The sequence below is a fragment of the Cohnella ginsengisoli genome (assembly GCF_029525555.1).
GTDB lineage: Bacteria > Bacillota > Bacilli > Paenibacillales > Paenibacillaceae > Cohnella > Cohnella ginsengisoli.
Map to the genome: position 1 here is coordinate 441098 of NZ_JAPDHZ010000008.1, position 17850 is coordinate 458947.

Sequence of the window (17850 nt, forward strand, 5' to 3'; positions counted from 1 at the left end):
TTTATGTGCGATATTGTTAGATTTTCGCTAAACGATATGAAGCTCCACGCCGCTGCTCTCGATGAGCTCGCGGTCTTCACGGGAAATGCCCGCGTCGGTGACGAAGACGTCGATATCCTTCAGGACGGCGACCGGCGCGAAAAACCGCTTGCCGATCTTCGAGGAATCGAGCAGCATGACCACGCGCCGCGCCGCGCGGATCATCGCGATCTTGACCTGCGTGTCCATCAGGTTCGGATCGGTGAAGCCGATCTCCGGCGTATAGCCGAGCGCGGACAGGAACAGCGTATCGGCCTGATACCGCGAAAAAAATTCCTCCGCCAAAGGGCCGACGAACGTGCCCGACTTTTCCCGGAGAATGCCGCCGCAGACGATCGCGCTTCGCCGGTCGCCGGCATGCGGCCGAAACCGGTTCAGCGTATCCAGGCCGTTGGTCAGCAGGGTCAGCTCGTTCATCTGTCCGAGGAGATCGACCATAGGGGACACCGTCGTGCCGTTCTCTATGGCCACGATATCGCCGTCGCTCACGAACCTTTGCGCGGCATAAGCCGCCAGGCGTTCCTTGACGTCCCGATTGTGGGCCTGCTTGTCCGTAAGCGCCGGCTCGTCCTGTCCCGGCGCGTCTTGGCCCTGTCCGTCCTGTCCCGGCTCCGCTCTCGTCCCCAGGTAGACGGCGCCGCCGTGGGAGCGGCGGATCAGGTTCTCCTGCTCCAGCGCGTTCAGATCCCGGCGGACGGTCATCTCGGACACGCCGAAGCGATCGCTCAACTCCCGCATGGTGGCCACGCCTTTGTCGGCCAAATAATCGATCAACAATTGCTTCCTTTGCAATGGCAGCATCGCCGCACCTCGTCATTTTTTTCTCATTCTATCATAAATGAACATCGTAATCTCAGCCTTAGGCGCAAAATTAGGGCACCCTGAAGGGCGCCCTGAGTTCTGTTTACTGCATTCGATAAAAGCGAAGAGGCATACAAGAGGTCTTGGACGCGCTGGCGGTTCCGTCGGCGCATACGTACATTTTCGAACGCGGATACGTTTCTTTCGGACGCTATGCGGATTGGATGAAACCGCCACCTTAGAGCGGAGTAACACGGAAAAACCGTGCAACTCCGCAGAAACCGCCACCTGGGAGCGATTAACGCGGAAAAACCGTGCAACTCCGTAGACCCCGCAGCCTGGGAGCGGAATGACTCGAAAAAAATCGTGCCATTCCATGCCGATAAGCGCCAATGGACACTAACGACGCCTCTTCGAGGTAGCGTCAAGAAGTTTGTGTAAGTAAGGCATCTCATCCATCGTGCGTATACGGTCATCGTGAACCTGGGGAGCACAGCCCATGCGAAGGCGCGTGAGGCTAATGTGCTTTAGGTGGTTCCCCGGCAGCGTATCGTTCCTCAAACATCGGAGACCGGGATCGTCACGCTCACCCGCGTCCACCGGCCAGGCTCGCTCGCGACTTCGACTCCGTACCGGCTGCCGTACTGCACCTGAATCCGCTGGTGAACGTTGCGAAGCCCGTAGCCGCGGGACTGCTTGACGAGCACCTCCTCCGCGACGCCGGCGGGCATGCCCGGCCCGTTGTCCTCCACCGTGAATACGAGCGTCTCTTCGTCTTCCTCGATGCTTCCGCAGATTCGCAGCATGCCTCTTCCCTCGCGCTTCTGGTCGATGCCGTGCTCGATGGCGTTCTCCACGATCGGCTGAAGGACGAGCTTGATCATCCGCTGCTCCAGCAGGGCGTCGTCCACCTCGTATTCGACGTCGAAGTTGTAGTCGTGCATGATGAGCTGCATCTCGAGGTATGACTTCGTGTTCAGCAGCTCGTCCTTGATCAGGATCAGGTCGTTGCCCTGGTTAAGCGTCGTCCGGTAGAAGGTCGAGAGGATGCCCGCGACCCGGCTGATGTCCTCGGCGCCCGCGTCGATGGCTTTCCAGTTGATGACCGACAGCGAGTTGTACAGAAAATGCGGATTGATCTGGGCCTGAAGCGCCCTCAGCTCCGCCTCCCGCTGAACGATCTTGCTCTTGTAGCTTTCTTCGATCAACTGGTTGATGCTGGCCAGCATCTTGCCGAACCGCGATTCGAGCTCTCCGATCTCGTCGCCTCCGTGGACCTTGAGACTGATCGTCAGCGTCCCTTCCTCGACCAGCTTCATCTTGTGGTTCAGGCGCTGGATCCGGCGGACGAACACGCGGGAAAAAATCCAGCCGACGAGCAGAAGGACAACGATGCAGAGTCCTTCGATGATGAGCGTCGCCCGGAGAATCTTCCAGGGGCTGATCGTGAGCGCGTCGTCGGGAACCATCAGGGACAGCGACCAGTTGGACGCTCTCAGTTCGCGATGCAGCCAGAGATATTCCGGATGGTCGTCGGCCGCGCCCTGCAGCCGCCGCTCGACGAGGGCCGCGGCGTCCCCCATCCGCCCCGAAGCCGGCCCGCTCGCGTATACGACCTTGCCGCGACTGTCGGCGATGACCGCCGCGGCTTCCGGCAGATCGGGCAGATTCAGCGAGTCTTGCAGGAATTCCGGGACAAGCTCCACGTAGACGAGGTTTTTCTTGTCGTAGTTGATGTCGCCGAAGATGCGCCTGACGCCGAACACCTTTCCGTTTTCGATATACCAGCGCGTGTCGATCGTCTCCATCGCTTCCTTGTACCAGTAGGCGTGCTCCACGGCAGAGATCGGCATGATCGAGTTGAAGCGTTCGGTCACGTTGTTCTCGGTGTAGATGACGATCCGCTGAATGTCGCTGTTGAGCGAGGTCGTCGTATTGATAAGCGGGTCTACGATCTCCTTCAGATCGAGGTACATCGTATAGTAGCTCTTGTATTCTTCGTTAAAAATGTGGGAGAAGTTTGGATTGTAGCTGATAAGCTCGATCGCCGCGTCGAAGCGCTGCAGCTTGTAGCTCAGGCTGTCGTCGATCTTGCCCAGATTGTCCTGCAGCACGACGTTCGCCTGCTTCAGCTGCACTTCTTTGGACTGCTGATAGGAATAAACGCCGAGAATCGAGAGCGGGATCAAAGTGACGGCGAGATAGGAGATGAACAGCTTATGTCTGAGTTTGATCGATTTTCCCCACTTCGCTAGCAACGGTCGATCCGCCCTTCCCGCTCTTATGGTCTCTTCATCTTACTCCTTCACCGCGCCCAGCACGATGCCGCTCACGAAATATTTTTGGAGAAAAGGATAGATCAACAGAATCGGCACCATGGAAACCATGACCTTCGCCGAGTTCAGCAGTTGGCTGGACATGTTGGTCAGCCGCTTGATCTCCTCGGGATCGGTCGTATTCATGATCGAGTTCACGCTGATGATCAGCTGCTGGATGTAGGTCTGCAGCGGCCAATGCTCCTTGTGCTGCATCAGGATCATGCCGTCGAAGAAGGCGTTCCAGTGGCCGACGATCGAGAACAAGGTGACCGTCGCGAGCGCCGGCAGCGAGATCGGAACGAAAATGACGGACAGCGTTTTCCAGGGACCCGCCCCGTCCATGTTGGCCGCCTCTTCAAGCTCCTTCGGAATGCCCTTGAAGAAGTTCATCAGCAGGATGACGTTGAACACGGGCACCGCCGTGGGCAGCACGAGCGCCCAGATCGAATCCAGCAGGCCGAGCGAATAGATCGTCATGTACCACGGGATCAAGCCGCCGTTAAAAAGCATGCAGAAGATGACGAACCACATGTAGACGTTCCGGCCGGGAAACAGCTTGGCGGTTCTGGACAGCGGGTAAGCCATCAGCACCGTGATCACGAAGTTGATCGCGCCTCCCAGCAGCACCCGTTCGATCGATACGCCGAAGGAAATGAAAAAATTGCGGTCCCGCATGATGGATTCGTAAGCGCTCAGATTAAATTCGACCGGCCAGAAAAAAACCTGGCCGGCCATCGCCGGAATTTTGCCGCTGAACGAGATGGCCAGCGTATTGAGAATCGGCGCGATGGAAAAAAAGGCGATCAGGCTCAAGATCAGATAGATCGTCCAGTCGACGGCACGGCTGCTTCCGCGTATCATGAATCGTCACTCCTGTCAGAAGATGCGGTAGTTGGCAAAACGGGCGGCGAGCAAGTAAGAGACGGCGATCAGGAGGAAGCTGACGATCGACTTCAGCAAGCCGACGGCGGTAGCGAGGCCGTATTGAATCTCCAGCAAGCCCGCGCGATAGACGTAGGTATCGATGATGTCGCCGGACTGGTAGACGACGGGATTGTACAGGTTCAAAATCTGCTCGAAGCCGGCGTTCAGCACGTTGCCCAGACTGAGCGTCGCCAGCAGGATGATCGTGGGGAGCAAGCCGGGTATGGTGATGTGAAGCAGCCGCTGAAAGCGGTTGGCGCCGTCGATCGCGGCAGCCTCGTACAGGCTCGCGTTGATCGAGGTCAGCGCGGCAATATAAATAATGGTGTTGAAGCCGAATTCCTTCCAGACGTCGCTCGCCACCAGAATGACCCGAAACCAGGAATTGCTCTGCAGGAACATGATCTCTTGGCCGCCGAACCACTGGACGATCTGATTGACGATGCCTTCCAGGCTCAGCAGATTGACCAGAATGCCGGATAGAATGACCCAGGACATAAAGTGAGGCAAATAAACGATCGTCTGGACGATTCGCTTGAACTTCATGTTCATGACTTCGTGCAGCATCAGCGCGAATACGAACGGAACGGCCATGCCGGCCACGATCTTTAAGGACGCGATGGACAGCGTGTTGACGAAAATCGTGCGGCTGTCCGGCAAGTCGAACATGTACTGGAAATTTTCCCAGCCGACCCAATCCGAGCGGAAGATGCCGAGCGTCGGCTGGAAATCCTGGAAGGCGATGACGATGCCGAGCATGGGGATGACGCTGAATACGAGCAGGAGAGCGATGCCGGGCAGCAGCATGAAATGGTAGTGTCGGATAAACGATCGGTTATTCATTGCATCTCCACCTATGCGCTAGATTCGATTCAAAAAGAAGGGGCTGACCTGACTTGCCGGGCAGCCCCTGATCACGTTTAGCGAGCGCGATTACTTTGCCTGAAGCGCCTCCTTGATCTCCTTGGCGACTTCGTTGCCGCCGATGGACTTCCACGTGGAGACGAAGCTGTCGAATTCGTCCAGCGGCGACGTGCCGGTGATGATCTTCAGGAACGTCTCGTTCTCCAGCTTATCCAGGTTGGCGCCGCGCTTGAGCATCGTCTCGGTCTTGCCGTAGTACGCGGGCTCCACCTTGTTCAGTTCCTTGGCGCCGGTGACGGCCGCCGCTGTATAGAAAGCCAGCGAATCGGCGTAAGCCGCCATGTCCTGCTTCGGATTCTCCTGGTTCTTCAGCACCGACTCGACGCGGGGCAGGATGCGCGCCGGCAGGCCGGTCTTGTCCTTGTCCTGTACGACCTTGTCATAGATCGGCACGTCCCGCGCCAGCGAATCCTGGAAGTCCAGCTGCAGGTTCAGCGGATAGTTCAGCCAGCCTACGCCGAGGCCTTTATAAAGCTCTTGCGAGGCAGGGTCGATCAGGCGGATGCCTTCATATTCTACGTTCAAGATTTTGATCGCGGCCTCGGGGTTCTTCGCCTGCTTCTTGACGACCAGGAACGAGCCCGAAGGGACCGACGGCACGATATTGCGCTTGCCGGCGTCGTCGAGCGGCACCGCGAGCGGCACCCAGTCCGCCTTCGGATTCGCCTTGACCGCGTCGGACATCGCCCAGCCGGCGAACCATGGCGCGAACAGGATGCCCGCGCGGCCGCTGGATACGAGACCGGCGTTGTCCTCCCATTTCCGCGTCAGGAACTCCTTGTCGATCAGGCCTTGCGCGTACATCTCCCGCAGCACGCCGAGCGCCTGCTTCGTCTCCGGCGTCGTGGAGCCGTACACGACATTGCCGTCGGCATCCTGGAACCAGCTCTTCGGGTAGCTATGGTAGGCGTTGAAGATCGGATCGAAGGTGAAGAAGCCGCCGTCGGTCACGATCGACGTGTCGCCGAGCAGACCGACCGTATCCGCCTGGCCGTTGCCGTCCGGGTCCTTCTGGACGAACGCCTGAATGATGGACTTGAGGTCGTCCACGGTCTTCGGCAGTTCCAGGTTCAGATGCTCGAGCCAGTCCTTGCGCATCCAGAGCAGCTGGAAGTTGCCGTCGATATTCGTGTTGGGCAGCGCGTAGAGCTTGCCGCCGATCCGCCCGGTGTTCAGCACGCGGTCGCCGGTATAAGAGCCGTAGTACTCTTTGATGAGCGGCGACGCGTACTTATCGTAGATGTCGGTCAGATCCGCCAGCATGCCCGCCTTGGCCATCCGTTGGAACTGCTGCTCGTCGACGACCATGATGTCCGGGATGTTGTTGCTCGCGATGGCCAGGGTCACCTTTTGATTGTAGGCATCGAGATCCTCGACCGAAAAATCGTATTTGATCTTCACGTTGAGACGATCCTCGACGTACTTCAAATATTGATTGCTCTCCAGCGTATCGCCGGAAGGCAGGTTGTTGCCGGATACGCCCTGTCTGCCCAGCGACACCGTGACCGTCTCGTCGTACTTGCCGAACGAAGCGTCTTCGGATGCGCCGGCGCCGGATGCGGCTGCCTGCTGCGAGGCGCTTGACGACGCGCTTGGCGAAGCGCTTGCGGCGCCCTTGCCGCCGTCGCCGCCATTGTTGCCGCCGCCGTTGCTGCAAGCCGTCATGCCCAGCACCAGCGTCGAGCAGAGCAAGAGGGTCGATTTTTTTGTATGCATGCCCCTACCTCCATCGAATGAACTTGTTTGCCTATTCATCATAGCAGTATCGTGAAAACGCCTTCCATCTCACAAATTTATGATTTGAACAGGTTTTTTTACGGAGTTGCCTCCCTGTATTTGGCCGGGGTCACGCCGTAATATTGCCGGAAAGACTGGATGAAATAGTTGGAGCTTCGGTACCCCAGCATGCGGCAAATGTCCACGATCTTGATGTTCGTATCCTGCAGCAGCTCGGCTGCCTTCTCCATCCGCACCTGCGTGATGTATCGGATCAGGCTTTGCCCGGTCTCCTTCTTGAACAGGTAGCTCAAGTAGCTCGGCGTCAGATACACCTGGTTCGCCAGGCCTTCCAGGGAGAGGTCCTGGTCGTAATTTTCCCCGACGAGCTGCTTGATCTGTTCGATGATCTTGTTCGCGGATTCGGCTTTGGCCCCGGAGACGGAGCCCGCTTCGACGAGATCGAAAATGTCGAACATGACCTGTTTCAGGTCGTGCAGGGAAGCGCAGCGGGATATTTTGTCCAGGTACTCGTTCATGACGGGCAGGCGGCTCTTGTGCTCCTTCGCCAAAGCCTTGGACAAAATCTCCGAGCAGAGGAATTTGGTATAGAGCGACGACAACTGCCCTTTCGTTTTCAAATAAGAAAACAGCAGCTCGATCCCGTATTTGGCCCCCTGCAAATCCTGGTACGACAGGCACTGGTACAGCTTGTCCACCAACGCGTTCAATTCGGTCTCGTTGAAGGGGGGCTTCGGAGAATTGCGCTTCGGAAAACAGGATCTGCCTGTCGTCCATAAAAAAAACGGTATTCCAGCAGCCGCTCGATGCTGCCGTAGGCTTCGTGCACATGCTCCCAGCCGTCGGCGGCCGCGCCGACGACGATGCTCACCTTCTGGCCGAAGCGTTCGAAGGCCTCGAGGGCGATCGTCTCGGCCAGCAGCCGGAGCGCCTCTATGGACAGCGGGACCGGGCGGCGGACGAAGACGAGGCTCTGGCTTTCGTTCACGTTCAAATAATCGAACGCTTCGGTCACGCACGCCTGAAGCATCGCGACAAACGCGTCGTTATGCATATCGAAAAAATGGTTCGGGCATTCCACGAGCAGCAGATGAATCGCTTCCGGCGTCCCGGAAGCGCCCCGCGAAGGAGGGGATGCGGGAAGCCTGCCGCTTCGCGGCGCGTTGATCGCGTCAAGCAGCATTTTTTCCCGCTCGTAGGCAATTCCGCGTTCGTAGCCCTCCAGCAGCTGCAGCTCGCGCATGCGGCCCGCCTCTTTTTCCTCGCAGGCGGCGATCGCCTCGCGCATCGCGGAGAGAAACTCCGGCACTTGAATCGGCTTGAGCAGATAGTTCGCTACGTTCGTGCGAAGCGCCCGCCTGGCATATTCGAACTCATTGAAAGCGCTGTAAATAATGATTTCGATGTCCGGCTTCTCTTCCCTGATTTTCTCCGACAGCTCCAAGCCGTCCATGAACGGCATCTTAATATCCGTGAGCACGATATCGACCGGTTCGTTCCGCACGATATCGAGAGCCTTCTCCCCATTCTCCGCCGTCACCGTCTCGAGCTCCAGCTTGCAGCTGCGAACCAGGTTCCGCAGGCCCTCTCTCTCGATCCGTTCGTCGTCCACGATTAACAGGCGTCGCATGCGATTCGCTCCTTCCCGGCGGCATAAGCACAAAAAGGGCTTCTCTCCGCAGAGAGACGCCGCCCTTCTCATGATATCAAAAATTATACGCTTCTAAACGCCACGGTACCCGCATTTACGCTGCGATTGACGCGCAGGGCTCGCTCCGCCGAATTCAGCGCCCCGCCCCACTGCAGCGTGTAGCGGAATTCGTAAAATCCGCCCAGCGTCGCCTTGAAGTTGGTCTCCCAGTAATTCGTCAGCACCCACGCGTACAAAGTGGGCGCCTCGTCCCGCGCTTGTCCCTGCACCTTGCGCTCGCCGAACGCGAGCGGTCCGGTCTGCATCAGCGGCGTATCCGGCGTCGCGATCGCAAGTCCGCCGGACGGCGACACCAGCGCCAGTCCGTCCTGGATGCAGTAGAAGTCGGTCAGCGTGCCCGGGATCTGGTCGATGCCCGGCCTTACGGCTGCTCCCGCCTTGTCGAACCACAGCTCGCCGCCGTCCTTCCGCAGGAAGGGCAGGGACACGTAGACGTTCTCCGGCTCCCACACGCTCGTCTTGTGCATGCGCACGGAGACGTCGGCGCGCGCCTGATCCTTGTACACCTTCAGGAACAGCGAGTAGTGGCTCATCCCTTCGACCTCGTAGCGCAGCTCCACGATCGCGTACAGCGGGCCGTCCGCGATCGACCTGACGCCGGTCAGCGTGCCCGCGGAGCGCTTGACGTTCATGCCCTTGCGGTTGCGGCCCATGATCCGGCGGACCGTCATCTGGTCGCCGTGCTCGCCTGCGGTCACTTCGTATACGGGCGTGAAGGCGGGATGCGCCTGGTTCGGATCGATGAGCTCCCTGCCCGTCCCCTTGTCGATCCAGGAGACGATTCCCGCTCCGCTTCGCCACGCGATCCGCATATGAGGCGTCTCGATGCCGTTCTCGGTCGCGGCCGCTTGATCGGCGCTACCGGCCAGCGGTACCATATCCTGAATATCGTGTATCCGGTCCGCACCGACGAGGCGCGTGCTGCTCGTCGTGCGCCCTTGGGGCTGCGCCGAAGCCTCGCGAATGACGTAGCGCTTCTCTTCCCGCGCGCCGAGCTTGGCCATGATCGCGATCTGGTAGCCCCGGCTCACTTTTTCCTGCTGATGCGGCACGAGCTCGCCCGTTTGTTCCTCAATCACTTCCAGGCCGTTTCTATAATAGTCGGCTTCCCACTGCTCTTCCAGGTAGAAATATGCCAAATCCTCGATCGGCTCGTCGAACGGGTTGACGACTTGATAGGTGAACGCGCGGCCCGCCCGCAGCAGCACGTCCCCGCGATCCCGCAGCACGCGGTCGAGCGAACGCTGGACCAGGCGGCTCGCATTGGCCGCATACGCCTCCTTGCGGACGCCCAGCTCCTGCACCATCGGGTGCCACGGCTCGGAGATCGAGGAGTGATAGCCCCACGTATGCTCGGCGTACATGATTAATTGCCGCTGCGCTTCCTCGATCTCTTCTTGCTTGACGCTTAGTCTATCTGGGTCAAGCTTCTTGACGACGGACAACGCGCGCTGCGCGCCGCGGAAGATCTGGGTATGCATGGCGGTGGAGGCGACGCCGTCGGACCACCAATCCGGCCAATCGCCTCTGTAGACCGGGATCGGCGCGTCCTGCTCCTTCACCAGGTCGAAGTAGCGGTTCAGCGTCGTCATCTCGATCTCGATCCGGTCGCCGTGCTTCGCGTTCCACTCCTGGATGAAGCTCATGATGCGGCCGTTCGGCGCGGCGTTGTCGCGCAGCAGGCCCATGACGTTGACCAGCGCGAAGTCGTACGGGTAGTCCTCCTTCTCCAGTTGGGCCAAATACCGGGCGATCCTCGTCTCCGCGATCTTCCAGTGGTCCTCCGCGATTCCCCAGATCGGCGTCTCGTCCCGGACGGAATAGGAGAGCGTCCCGTCGGGGTTGATCCCCAGGTCATTGCCCATCATATAGTGCTCGCCGCTCCACACGAGCAGGCGGTCGCCCTTGGGCGTCTCCCAGTAGAAAGGGAACTGCTTGCGCCCGATCGCGAACATGCCGTGGTGCGTATGGATGCAGCTCAGCAGATGCTCGATGCCGGCGTCCGCCATCGCTTGCGAGTAGCCCCAGCTATAGCCGTTGATGTCCGCCGTCATCGCGGACCGGACGCGCAGGCCGAGCGGCTCGGCGAACTTGCCGGCTCTCGCGACCATGTCCGAGAGGAGCTCGTAGCCGATCAGCTCCGTCATGTTCAAGTACGTGCCGGACAGCTCGATATCGCCCCTGCGCAGGGCATTCGCGAAGCGGTCCTTTTCCCCATCCGTCGCCTCTTCGAGGAATTTCTCGACGGCCCAGAACGTCTCGCAGGTCCACTTGAAGCCCTTCCACTCGGGATGCTCGGCCGTATGGGAGGCTTCGCTGACGGCGAGCGCCTGCCGGATAAAGTCCACGTGATACTGCTCGATTTTTTCCTGTCTTTCCGTATAGCCGATGTCCGTATGCGAATGGTGAATGACGTATATTTTCCACTTTCTCGTCGCGCTTTGCATGCGTTCTCCCCTAACGTATCCTGTCTTGCGACCAGTATAGCCTCGTGAGGAACGGGCGGGAAAGTTCACATTTTTGCGATTCATATCACATTTTTTCGCTATCCGCGGCTGACGGAGGAAAAGGATCGAATGGAGAGCAAGCCGATAAGCGCAAGCGCTTCGCGGACCCAAAGGCATTTACGTTTTCTTCCCTAGCACGAACCTTCGTTTTCGATCTTATCCTTGCACTCCGACCAACTCAGGCATTTGCAGCTTAATCCGCTGTCCAGGATCCGGATCATCGAGTTGAGCTGTTTTTTGCGAGCTTCGAGCTCGTCGCGTTTTTGCTTGGCCATCTGCTCCCACCGGTCAGATAGCGAATCGCCCGGCCCGAAGCCCTCTAGCAAGATCGACATTTCCTGAATGCTAAATCCCGTTTGCTGCGCGACTTTTATAAAGTTGATGCGATCTAATAGACTTTCGTCATAGCGGCGTTGGCCGCTTTTACGCGCTGGAGCAGGAAGCAGCCCCACGGATTCATAGTAACGCAGCGTAGATGCGCTGGTCTTGGACAATTCGGCCAGTTGACCGATGCTCAGTTCAGCAGCCATGACTCCAACTCCCTTGACTTAAAGTTAACTTTAAGTTTTATGATTAGCATCATAACTTACCTTGGAGGGTGATGTATATGAAGAACGGGAGTTGGCTTGCCGGTCTTGGACTCATAGGGGCATGCGCTTTGTGCTGCGCCTTGCCGCTGATTGGAGGCTTAGCGGCTCTAGGAGTTTCCTCCTTCTTTTTAAGCCCCTTCGTCCTTGCGGGCCTCGCGGTCCTACTCATAGCAGCGGGCGTCGTGATCTATCAAAGGAGAAAAGCGATCGGCTCCTCTTGTATGAATACAGGATGTCATTGCAATTCCTGCAGCACGAGAGGAGCGTGAACGCGATAAAAATAGAACTGCCTATCGCTTGCAGTCATTCCGTTTTTACGAAGGAGCAGCGCACGGCTTATAAAAGAATTTGGGAAGCGCTGGAGACAAGAAGGATCCGGATTTCCGAGCTGGAAAACGGCCTTCAACATCAGTTTCCCGGAGATGCGGAAACGCTGCGGCTCGTCAATGAATGGGTAAGCATGGAGCGGATCTGCTGTCCGTTCTTAACCTTTTCAGTCATCGCAAGCCATGAAGAAAAACCGGTCCTGCTGCAACTGACCGGAAATGAGGAAGTGAAGTCCTTTTTTAAAAGAGAGCATTCAAGCAAGCATAGCGAGCATCACGAGCGGGCTGGATCGCTAAATCCCTCCGTGAACGGCAAGTACAGGGCCATCCTTAAAGATGGCCCCGCATCGTCTCTAGTTGGATCCCCGTTGCCAGGCAACAGTTCAGAACATCGGCTTAACGACCATCAGCACGGTTACGGCCAGGCTCAGCAGTTGGGCAGTCGTCTCCCAGGGAACGAGCTTCCGCATCGCTAGCCCGGCCTCGGCGGATAATTCTTGACCTTGGCTTTCCGACGCGATTCGAGCGATCCGTTTGACGCGCGGTTCGATCAGTCCGCCGATCGTGACGGCCAAGCTCAGCGACAATAGGATGGAGAGGTTCAGCCACATCTGAGAGAATCCCACCTCGGCATTAACCATAAGCCAAATACCGGTCAGCACGAGTACCGCGGCGCCGATTTTAGAAATCCAGGCAACCGTAGTCGTCGCATCGAAAACAAAGCGAAGCTGGGCGGCGTTTTTAGCCGATCTGCGGATGACAGGCATGAAGAAGGCCGAACCGATCACCGCGACCGCAGCGAAAATATGCAAAACAAGCAGCATCTCGTACATGCGATCACCCCCTTCCCCGATTAACGAACCGGCTCCTCGTTTCGATAAGCGAGACCCAACCTTTTTCCTTTATACGGACCAGCAAGCTCCAGATGGTTGAGCATACAATTCGCGACATCCTCATAGGAGACGTCCAGTTCTTGAAGCCGGCTGAACAAGAGCCCCGCCAGTTCGGCTTCGGACAGCTCCCGGATCGTCTCGGGAAGCGCGAGCGGCAAGATTTCAGTCGTTACGCGCATATGAACCTGCGGCGCATCCGCCTTCGCTTCGACCATCGTTCCCGGACACATAACCGACCAGTCCAACCCGGTCCGCCGCAGGCGCTCCAAATTCCGGTTGTGGTATTGGAAAGCCGGCGGAAAGCCCGGCAGATCGTTGCCGATGAGGTCGGTGTGCGGAATATCGAGCAGTCCGGCGCCTCCCATCATCCATACGCGTCCCGAAAAGAGCGGTTGACGCTCGCATTGGCTGACGATGTTGTCAACGATGCCAACGAATTCCTCTCCCTGGCCCGCGTGACCGGCAGCGAGCACCGCAACGTCTTGATGCGCCAAAGCCGCAAAGACACTGTCCGGGTCTATGATGTCCTGCCCGATCACCTTCACTCGCTCGGCGATCTGATCGCCCTGCTGCTCATGCAGCTTTTCCGGACTGCGCACGAAGGCGGTCATTTCATGTCCCATTCGGACGCCTTGCGCCAGCACCCTTCTCCCCATGTTTCCCGTCGCTCCGAAAACAATGATCTTCATTTTCCAGCTCCCTTTTTTCCATTAATGATTTTCCCATCGAATTGACTCCAGCCTACCATGGGACATAAAATCTTGGTAAGAACCCACTTTTTTTGTAGGGCACTTACTCGAAAGTAAGCATGGCTGAGGAGGGTTGGCATGGAAACGAACGCAGAGACAGCGGCGGAGAGGAAATGCCCCATCGAAACGGTGATTCATTTGTTGGGCGGGAAGTGGAAGCCTTTGATCCTGTGGCACCTGCTGGAGTCCACCAGACGATTCAGCGAGCTGGAGAAGCTGATTCCCGAAGTGACCCAGAAGATGCTCGCGCAGCACTTGAGGGAGCTGGAAGCCGACAAGCTGGTGACGCGGACGATTTATCCTTCGGTTCCTCCAAAAGTGGAGTACATGCTAAGCGATTATGGGAAAACGATGGTGCCGGTGCTAGAGACGATGTGCGCGTGGGGCGAAACGCATAACAGGTTAAGCTTGAGGCCGGCTGCCCAGGCCATAGCCAATGTTTAGCGCATCCCGCTGCGCGTTGTTTTATTCATATCGGGCCGGCTCGGGCACGACCACGTCGATATGACGCGGCAAAATGTCTAGCTCGAGCGGCAGCGGCGGTCCTTCCTCGCCGTCCACGTTCGTGCCGACGGGTTTCGGGGGAGCTCACCGACACGCTTTTGGCCGTGAAGTAGACGACGTTCTTGTGATCCTGCAGATGGCCCCGCAGCAGCGACAGGCCCGCCGTAAACGTCCGGATGAAGCCCATATCCTTGACGATGAAGCCGTGAATGAGGCCGTCGTCGACGGCGGCGTCCGGCGCCAGCCGCTCGAAGCCGCCCACCGAGTTCGTCAGCGCGGCGATGAACAGCGGCGACTCCCCCTCCCAGACCGCTCCGTCGTAACGGATGACGAGCGGATGCCCGGAGCGGCCCAGGAGATCCTTCACGCCTTCCTTGAAGTAGGCCAGCGCGCCGAAGCGGGATTTGTCCTCCGACGTGACGGCCGACAGCGTCTCGGCGAGCGGGCCGGCGGCCGCGACATTGGCGAACAGCCGCCCGTTCAACCGGCCGACGTCGACCCGGCGCGTCCGGGACGACGCGAGCGCGGCGATGGCCGCCGACGGATCCAGCGGGATATGCAGCGCCCGCGCGAAGTCATTCACCGTGCCGAGCGGGACGATGCCAAGCCGCGGCCGATGCGCCTGCTGCTCGAATCCGTTGATCGTCTCGTGCAGCGTGCCGTCCCCGCCGATGGACACGACCAGCTCGCGCTTCGCCGCGCACGCCTCCGCGCAGAAGCGGGTCGCGTCCAGCTCCGCCGCCGTTTCCTTCACCAGCACCTCGTAGCCCTGCGCGCGCAGCAGCCCTGCGGCGCTCTCCACGAAGGAAGGCGCTTCTTCCTTCCCCGACGAAGGATTCATAATAATAGTCGCCTGCTTCATAACTCGTTCTCCCCTTTTCCATAACGGATGCCATTACTTTCGTACTTACCCGATCTTGAAGGAATGTAGGTCGGCAAGAGATAAGCCGCCGCGCGCCAAAAGCCGACGCTCTTCGCATTTCCTCCTTTATCCAGAATCTAGCAAGAAATAAATTGACAAAAAACTTTAAGCGTCGTCATAATGAAATTAGAATCGATATATACCGGGGATTCTCTTCATTTAAGCGAATTTTATTGCACTTTTTCTTGGTAGAGTAGGGGGATTGCTTTGACGAAAGTATCCTTGATCTCGGAGTCTAAAAAAGAGATGTGAAAGACTAGGTATAGATCCGCGGGGAATGCCCACCTTTACTAACTTTTTATCCGAAGTCGATCTGAATTTAAAACGGGCCGAATACGAAGAAATATTGTCCGTTATCGACTTTTTCGTCCATCGAATGTTGGAGCTTATGAAAGGGCTTCCGCTTCTGATCCTCATTTCCGACGAGAATGGCTGCATTCTGGAAATGGCCGGGGATGAAGCGATCAAGAGCGTGGTTCAGCAATCGGGCATTAAGGTCGGCCTCGTCTTCAACGAACACGAAGCGGGAACCAACAGCATTAATCTGGTTTTGGATCATCTTCAGCCTATCCAGCTTGTCGGCGACGAGCATTATTATGAATTTTTAGGGTCCTCCGCCTGCTATTCCGTACCCTTCCAATATACAGACATCTCTAATTTGCTCGGCACCATCACGATCATGACGACGATCGATCAGCATAACCCCTTTTTTACTGGCGATGCTATGCACGGTCGTAGACTCGATTGAAAGAGAACTGCTGCTGAAAAAGCAAAATAGACGATTGCATATATTGAATCAGGTGGTCATCGAGACTACGAGAAACGGCATCATCATTACGGACCGGGACGGGAATATCACCGAGTTCAACGAGTTTGCCGAGATTTTAACCGGTTCCAAGAAGCAGGACGTCATTAACGGGCCTATTCCGGATGCCAAGATAAACGACTTCATTAAAGAGGTCCTTCTAACCGGAAAAGACTACGAAGATATGGAATTCATGCTGTGTCCGCAGACGGGACAAGGCGACCTGGTCTGCCTGTTCGATGCCTTCCCTATTCTCGACGAGAATATGCAGGTCATGGGTGCATTTGCGCAGTTTAGAGACATTACCGAGCGCTATCACACGGAAAAGCAAATCAATTATTTAGCCTACCATGATGACTTGACCGGCTTGCCGAACCGGAGATTTTTCACCGGGCATATCGACCAATTGCTGAGACACGGCGTGAACGAAAACAGTATCTTTGCCGTCATGTTTCTCGATCTGGACAGCTTCAAGAAAATTAATGACACGCTGGGTCATAACAACGGGGACGCGTTGTTAAAGCTCGTTGCCGAGCGTCTGAAAACTTGCTGCCACGCTTCGGATCAACTGGTATCCAGGATGGGCGGGGACGAGTTCACGATCCTCTTGCAGGATATTACGGACCATACGGAAGCCATTCGCGTTGCGGAGCAAATCATTCAAGCGTTCGAGAAACCCTTTGCGGTGGACGGCTACGAGTTCTACATCACGGCCAGCATCGGCATTGCCTTCTATCCGCAAGACGGGACGAATGTCGAGATGCTGATGAAAAACGCCGACATCGCCCTTTACCGGATGAAGGACGACGGAAAGAACAACTACAACGTCTTTAAGCCTAACCCGAACAGCGGCGGCATCGAGCGGCTGACCTTGGAGAATTCGATCCGCAAAGCGTTGCAGCTGAATGAATTCGTGGTGTATTACCAGCCCCAAATCGACATTATGACAGGGGATATCATCGGTACCGAGGCGCTCGTTCGCTGGAATCACCCGACGCTCGGCTTAATCCCGCCGGCGAAGTTCATTCCGATCGCCGAAGAAACGGGAATTATCGTCCCGCTAGGAGAATGGGTGCTGAAAACCGCCTGTCTTCAAAATCAAGTATGGAGAGAAAAAGGATTAGCGCCGATGAGCGTATCGGTCAATCTCTCTTCTCGCCAATTTTCAAAGCATGACTTGGTCGAGACCATCGAAGAGATCTTGCGCGAGACCCGCATGGATCCCCAATACCTGGAGCTCGAGATTACCGAGTCGATGACGATGAACGTGGATGTCGCGATCGAGGTGCTCGGAAAACTGAAGGAGCTTGGCATCCATCTTTGCATCGACGACTTCGGAACGGGCTATAGCAACCTTTACTATTTAAAATTGTTTTCGATCGACCGGCTGAAGATCGACCGATCCTTTGTCAGGGACATCATGACGGATTCGAACGACGCGGACATCGTAGCTACGATCATCGCGATGGCCTACAAGCTTGGGATCGATGCGATCGCAGAAGGCGTAGAAACCAAGGATCAGTTGGATTTCCTGCGCAGTCAGAATTGCCATGAAGTACAAGGTTTTTATTATCACCAACCTTTACCTGCCGAACAACTCGAGCAGCTGTTGATGAAGTCGGCGGAAATCAAAACCAATTCGCAAAGGTGATTCGATGAAAAAGAGAGTGTATACCCTGCTGGTCGAACATTTTAAAAATTGGGGAATTACGCACGTATTCGGCATCCCTGGAAAGTCCATTTCCCCGCTCATGCTGGAGCTCGAGCGTTATGGCATTGAATACGTGCTGGGGCGGCACGAGGCCGGCAGCGGATTTGAAGCGTCGGGCTATGCGCTGGCGAAAAAAACGATGGGGATCGCGATCGGCACTTCCGGACCGGGAGGCACGAACCTGATCACGGCAGCGGGGCAGGCCAAGGAGTTCCAGGTGCCTGTATTGTTCATCACCGGACAGCCGTCGATGCAAGAAACCGGACGCGCTTTAAGTCAAGACTCAAGCCAATTCGGCGCGGATCTGGTTAAGATGTTCGAACCCGTCACCTTGTTCAGCGCTCGCATCGAGCGGGGGGGGATCTTCTTCACCTGTACCTGAAGCATGC

Annotated in this window: 16 protein-coding genes; 4 read left to right on the forward strand and 12 right to left on the reverse strand. The window is 57.0% G+C overall.

Translation table 11 applies throughout. The features are described 5' to 3' along the window. Positions 1-27 precede the first annotated feature (27 nt). The 11 genes from OMP38_RS32830 to OMP38_RS32880 all read right to left on the reverse strand — a co-directional run bounded on the left by OMP38_RS32830 (position 28) and on the right by OMP38_RS32880 (position 13459). Positions 28-840 carry a DeoR/GlpR family DNA-binding transcription regulator gene (locus tag OMP38_RS32830; RefSeq protein ID WP_277568789.1) on the reverse strand — a complete coding sequence of 271 codons (813 nt, stop codon included), beginning with the start codon at positions 838-840 and terminating at the stop codon, positions 28-30. Positions 841-1397: 557 nt separating this feature from the next. Further along, positions 1398-3098 (reverse strand): sensor histidine kinase, encoded by a 1701-nt coding sequence (locus OMP38_RS32835; protein WP_277568790.1) that lies wholly within the window; start codon positions 3096-3098, stop codon positions 1398-1400. A gap of 39 nt (positions 3099-3137) precedes the next feature. Beyond that, the gene (locus tag OMP38_RS32840) at positions 3138-4019 is read right to left on the reverse strand and encodes a carbohydrate ABC transporter permease (protein ID WP_277533773.1); all 882 of its coding nucleotides are present in this window, start codon (positions 4017-4019) and stop codon (positions 3138-3140) included. Between the two features lie 15 nt (positions 4020-4034). After that, positions 4035-4925, reverse strand: coding sequence for an ABC transporter permease (locus OMP38_RS32845; protein ID WP_277568791.1), 891 nt, complete (start codon positions 4923-4925; stop codon positions 4035-4037). Between the two features lie 90 nt (positions 4926-5015). After that, complete coding sequence (locus tag OMP38_RS32850) at positions 5016-6722, reverse strand: extracellular solute-binding protein (RefSeq protein ID WP_277568792.1); 1707 nt, start codon at positions 6720-6722, stop codon at positions 5016-5018. Between the two features lie 98 nt (positions 6723-6820). Beyond that, complete coding sequence (locus OMP38_RS32855; RefSeq protein WP_277568793.1) at positions 6821-7453, reverse strand: helix-turn-helix transcriptional regulator; 633 nt, start codon at positions 7451-7453, stop codon at positions 6821-6823. Continuing rightward, entirely contained in the window at positions 7450-8373 is a 924-nt protein-coding gene (locus OMP38_RS32860; protein ID WP_277568794.1) for a response regulator, read from the reverse strand. The genes OMP38_RS32855 and OMP38_RS32860 overlap by 4 nt, the downstream gene beginning before the upstream one ends. A gap of 83 nt (positions 8374-8456) precedes the next feature. Beyond that, positions 8457-10901 carry a glycoside hydrolase family 38 N-terminal domain-containing protein gene (locus OMP38_RS32865; protein WP_277568795.1) on the reverse strand — a complete coding sequence of 815 codons (2445 nt, stop codon included), beginning with the start codon at positions 10899-10901 and terminating at the stop codon, positions 8457-8459. Between the two features lie 191 nt (positions 10902-11092). Next, positions 11093-11491, reverse strand: a complete 399-nt coding sequence (locus OMP38_RS32870) for a MerR family transcriptional regulator (protein WP_277568796.1) — start codon at positions 11489-11491, stop codon at positions 11093-11095. Between the two features lie 769 nt (positions 11492-12260). Further along, a complete protein-coding gene (locus tag OMP38_RS32875) occupies positions 12261-12710 on the reverse strand; it encodes a DUF2269 family protein (RefSeq protein WP_277568797.1) in 450 nt (149 codons plus the stop codon). Between the two features lie 20 nt (positions 12711-12730). Beyond that, a complete protein-coding gene (locus tag OMP38_RS32880; protein ID WP_277568798.1) occupies positions 12731-13459 on the reverse strand; it encodes an NAD(P)-dependent oxidoreductase in 729 nt (242 codons plus the stop codon). 138 nt (positions 13460-13597) lie between these two features. Between OMP38_RS32880 and OMP38_RS32885 the strand changes: the two genes are divergently transcribed. Continuing rightward, entirely contained in the window at positions 13598-13963 is a 366-nt protein-coding gene (locus tag OMP38_RS32885) for a winged helix-turn-helix transcriptional regulator (RefSeq protein ID WP_277568799.1), read from the forward strand. 25 nt (positions 13964-13988) lie between these two features. Here the strand turns inward: OMP38_RS32885 and OMP38_RS32890 are convergent, their stop codons facing one another. Continuing rightward, positions 13989-14885, reverse strand: coding sequence for a diacylglycerol/lipid kinase family protein (locus tag OMP38_RS32890; RefSeq protein WP_338130725.1), 897 nt, complete (start codon positions 14883-14885; stop codon positions 13989-13991). A gap of 337 nt (positions 14886-15222) precedes the next feature. Here OMP38_RS32890 and OMP38_RS32895 point away from each other — a divergent pair, with 337 nt between their 5' ends. The 3 genes from OMP38_RS32895 to OMP38_RS35365 are packed head-to-tail and all read left to right on the forward strand — an operon-like array spanning position 15223 to position 17843. Beyond that, a complete protein-coding gene (locus OMP38_RS32895; RefSeq protein WP_277568800.1) occupies positions 15223-15693 on the forward strand; it encodes a hypothetical protein in 471 nt (156 codons plus the stop codon). Between the two features lie 52 nt (positions 15694-15745). Further along, positions 15746-17401 carry an EAL domain-containing protein gene (locus tag OMP38_RS32900; protein ID WP_277569029.1) on the forward strand — a complete coding sequence of 552 codons (1656 nt, stop codon included), beginning with the start codon at positions 15746-15748 and terminating at the stop codon, positions 17399-17401. 4 nt (positions 17402-17405) lie between these two features. After that, on the forward strand, positions 17406-17843 hold the full coding sequence (locus OMP38_RS35365; RefSeq protein WP_338130726.1) for a thiamine pyrophosphate-binding protein: 438 nt from the start codon (positions 17406-17408) through the stop codon (positions 17841-17843). Positions 17844-17850 lie beyond the last annotated feature (7 nt).

Bases quoted from the DNA above. Each gene is read 5' to 3' on its own strand.
- OMP38_RS32875 (WP_277568797.1), bottom strand. From the start codon at position 12,710: ATGTACGAGATGCTGCTTGTTTTGCATATTTTCGCTGCGGTCGCGGTG.
- OMP38_RS32895 (WP_277568800.1), top strand. From the start codon at position 15,223: ATGCCCACCTTTACTAACTTTTTATCCGAAGTCGATCTGAATTTAAAA.
- OMP38_RS32870 (WP_277568796.1), bottom strand. From the start codon at position 11,491: ATGGCTGCTGAACTGAGCATCGGTCAACTGGCCGAATTGTCCAAGACC.
- OMP38_RS32865 (WP_277568795.1), bottom strand. From the start codon at position 10,901: ATGCAAAGCGCGACGAGAAAGTGGAAAATATACGTCATTCACCATTCG.
- OMP38_RS32885 (WP_277568799.1), top strand. From the start codon at position 13,598: ATGGAAACGAACGCAGAGACAGCGGCGGAGAGGAAATGCCCCATCGAA.
- OMP38_RS35365 (WP_338130726.1), top strand. From the start codon at position 17,406: ATGAAAAAGAGAGTGTATACCCTGCTGGTCGAACATTTTAAAAATTGG.
- OMP38_RS32860 (WP_277568794.1), bottom strand. From the start codon at position 8,373: ATGCGACGCCTGTTAATCGTGGACGACGAACGGATCGAGAGAGAGGGC.
- OMP38_RS32890 (WP_338130725.1), bottom strand. From the start codon at position 14,885: ATGAAGCAGGCGACTATTATTATGAATCCTTCGTCGGGGAAGGAAGAA.
- OMP38_RS32845 (WP_277568791.1), bottom strand. From the start codon at position 4,925: ATGAATAACCGATCGTTTATCCGACACTACCATTTCATGCTGCTGCCC.
- OMP38_RS32850 (WP_277568792.1), bottom strand. From the start codon at position 6,722: ATGCATACAAAAAAATCGACCCTCTTGCTCTGCTCGACGCTGGTGCTG.
- OMP38_RS32840 (WP_277533773.1), bottom strand. From the start codon at position 4,019: ATGATACGCGGAAGCAGCCGTGCCGTCGACTGGACGATCTATCTGATC.
- OMP38_RS32830 (WP_277568789.1), bottom strand. From the start codon at position 840: ATGCTGCCATTGCAAAGGAAGCAATTGTTGATCGATTATTTGGCCGAC.
- OMP38_RS32880 (WP_277568798.1), bottom strand. From the start codon at position 13,459: ATGAAGATCATTGTTTTCGGAGCGACGGGAAACATGGGGAGAAGGGTG.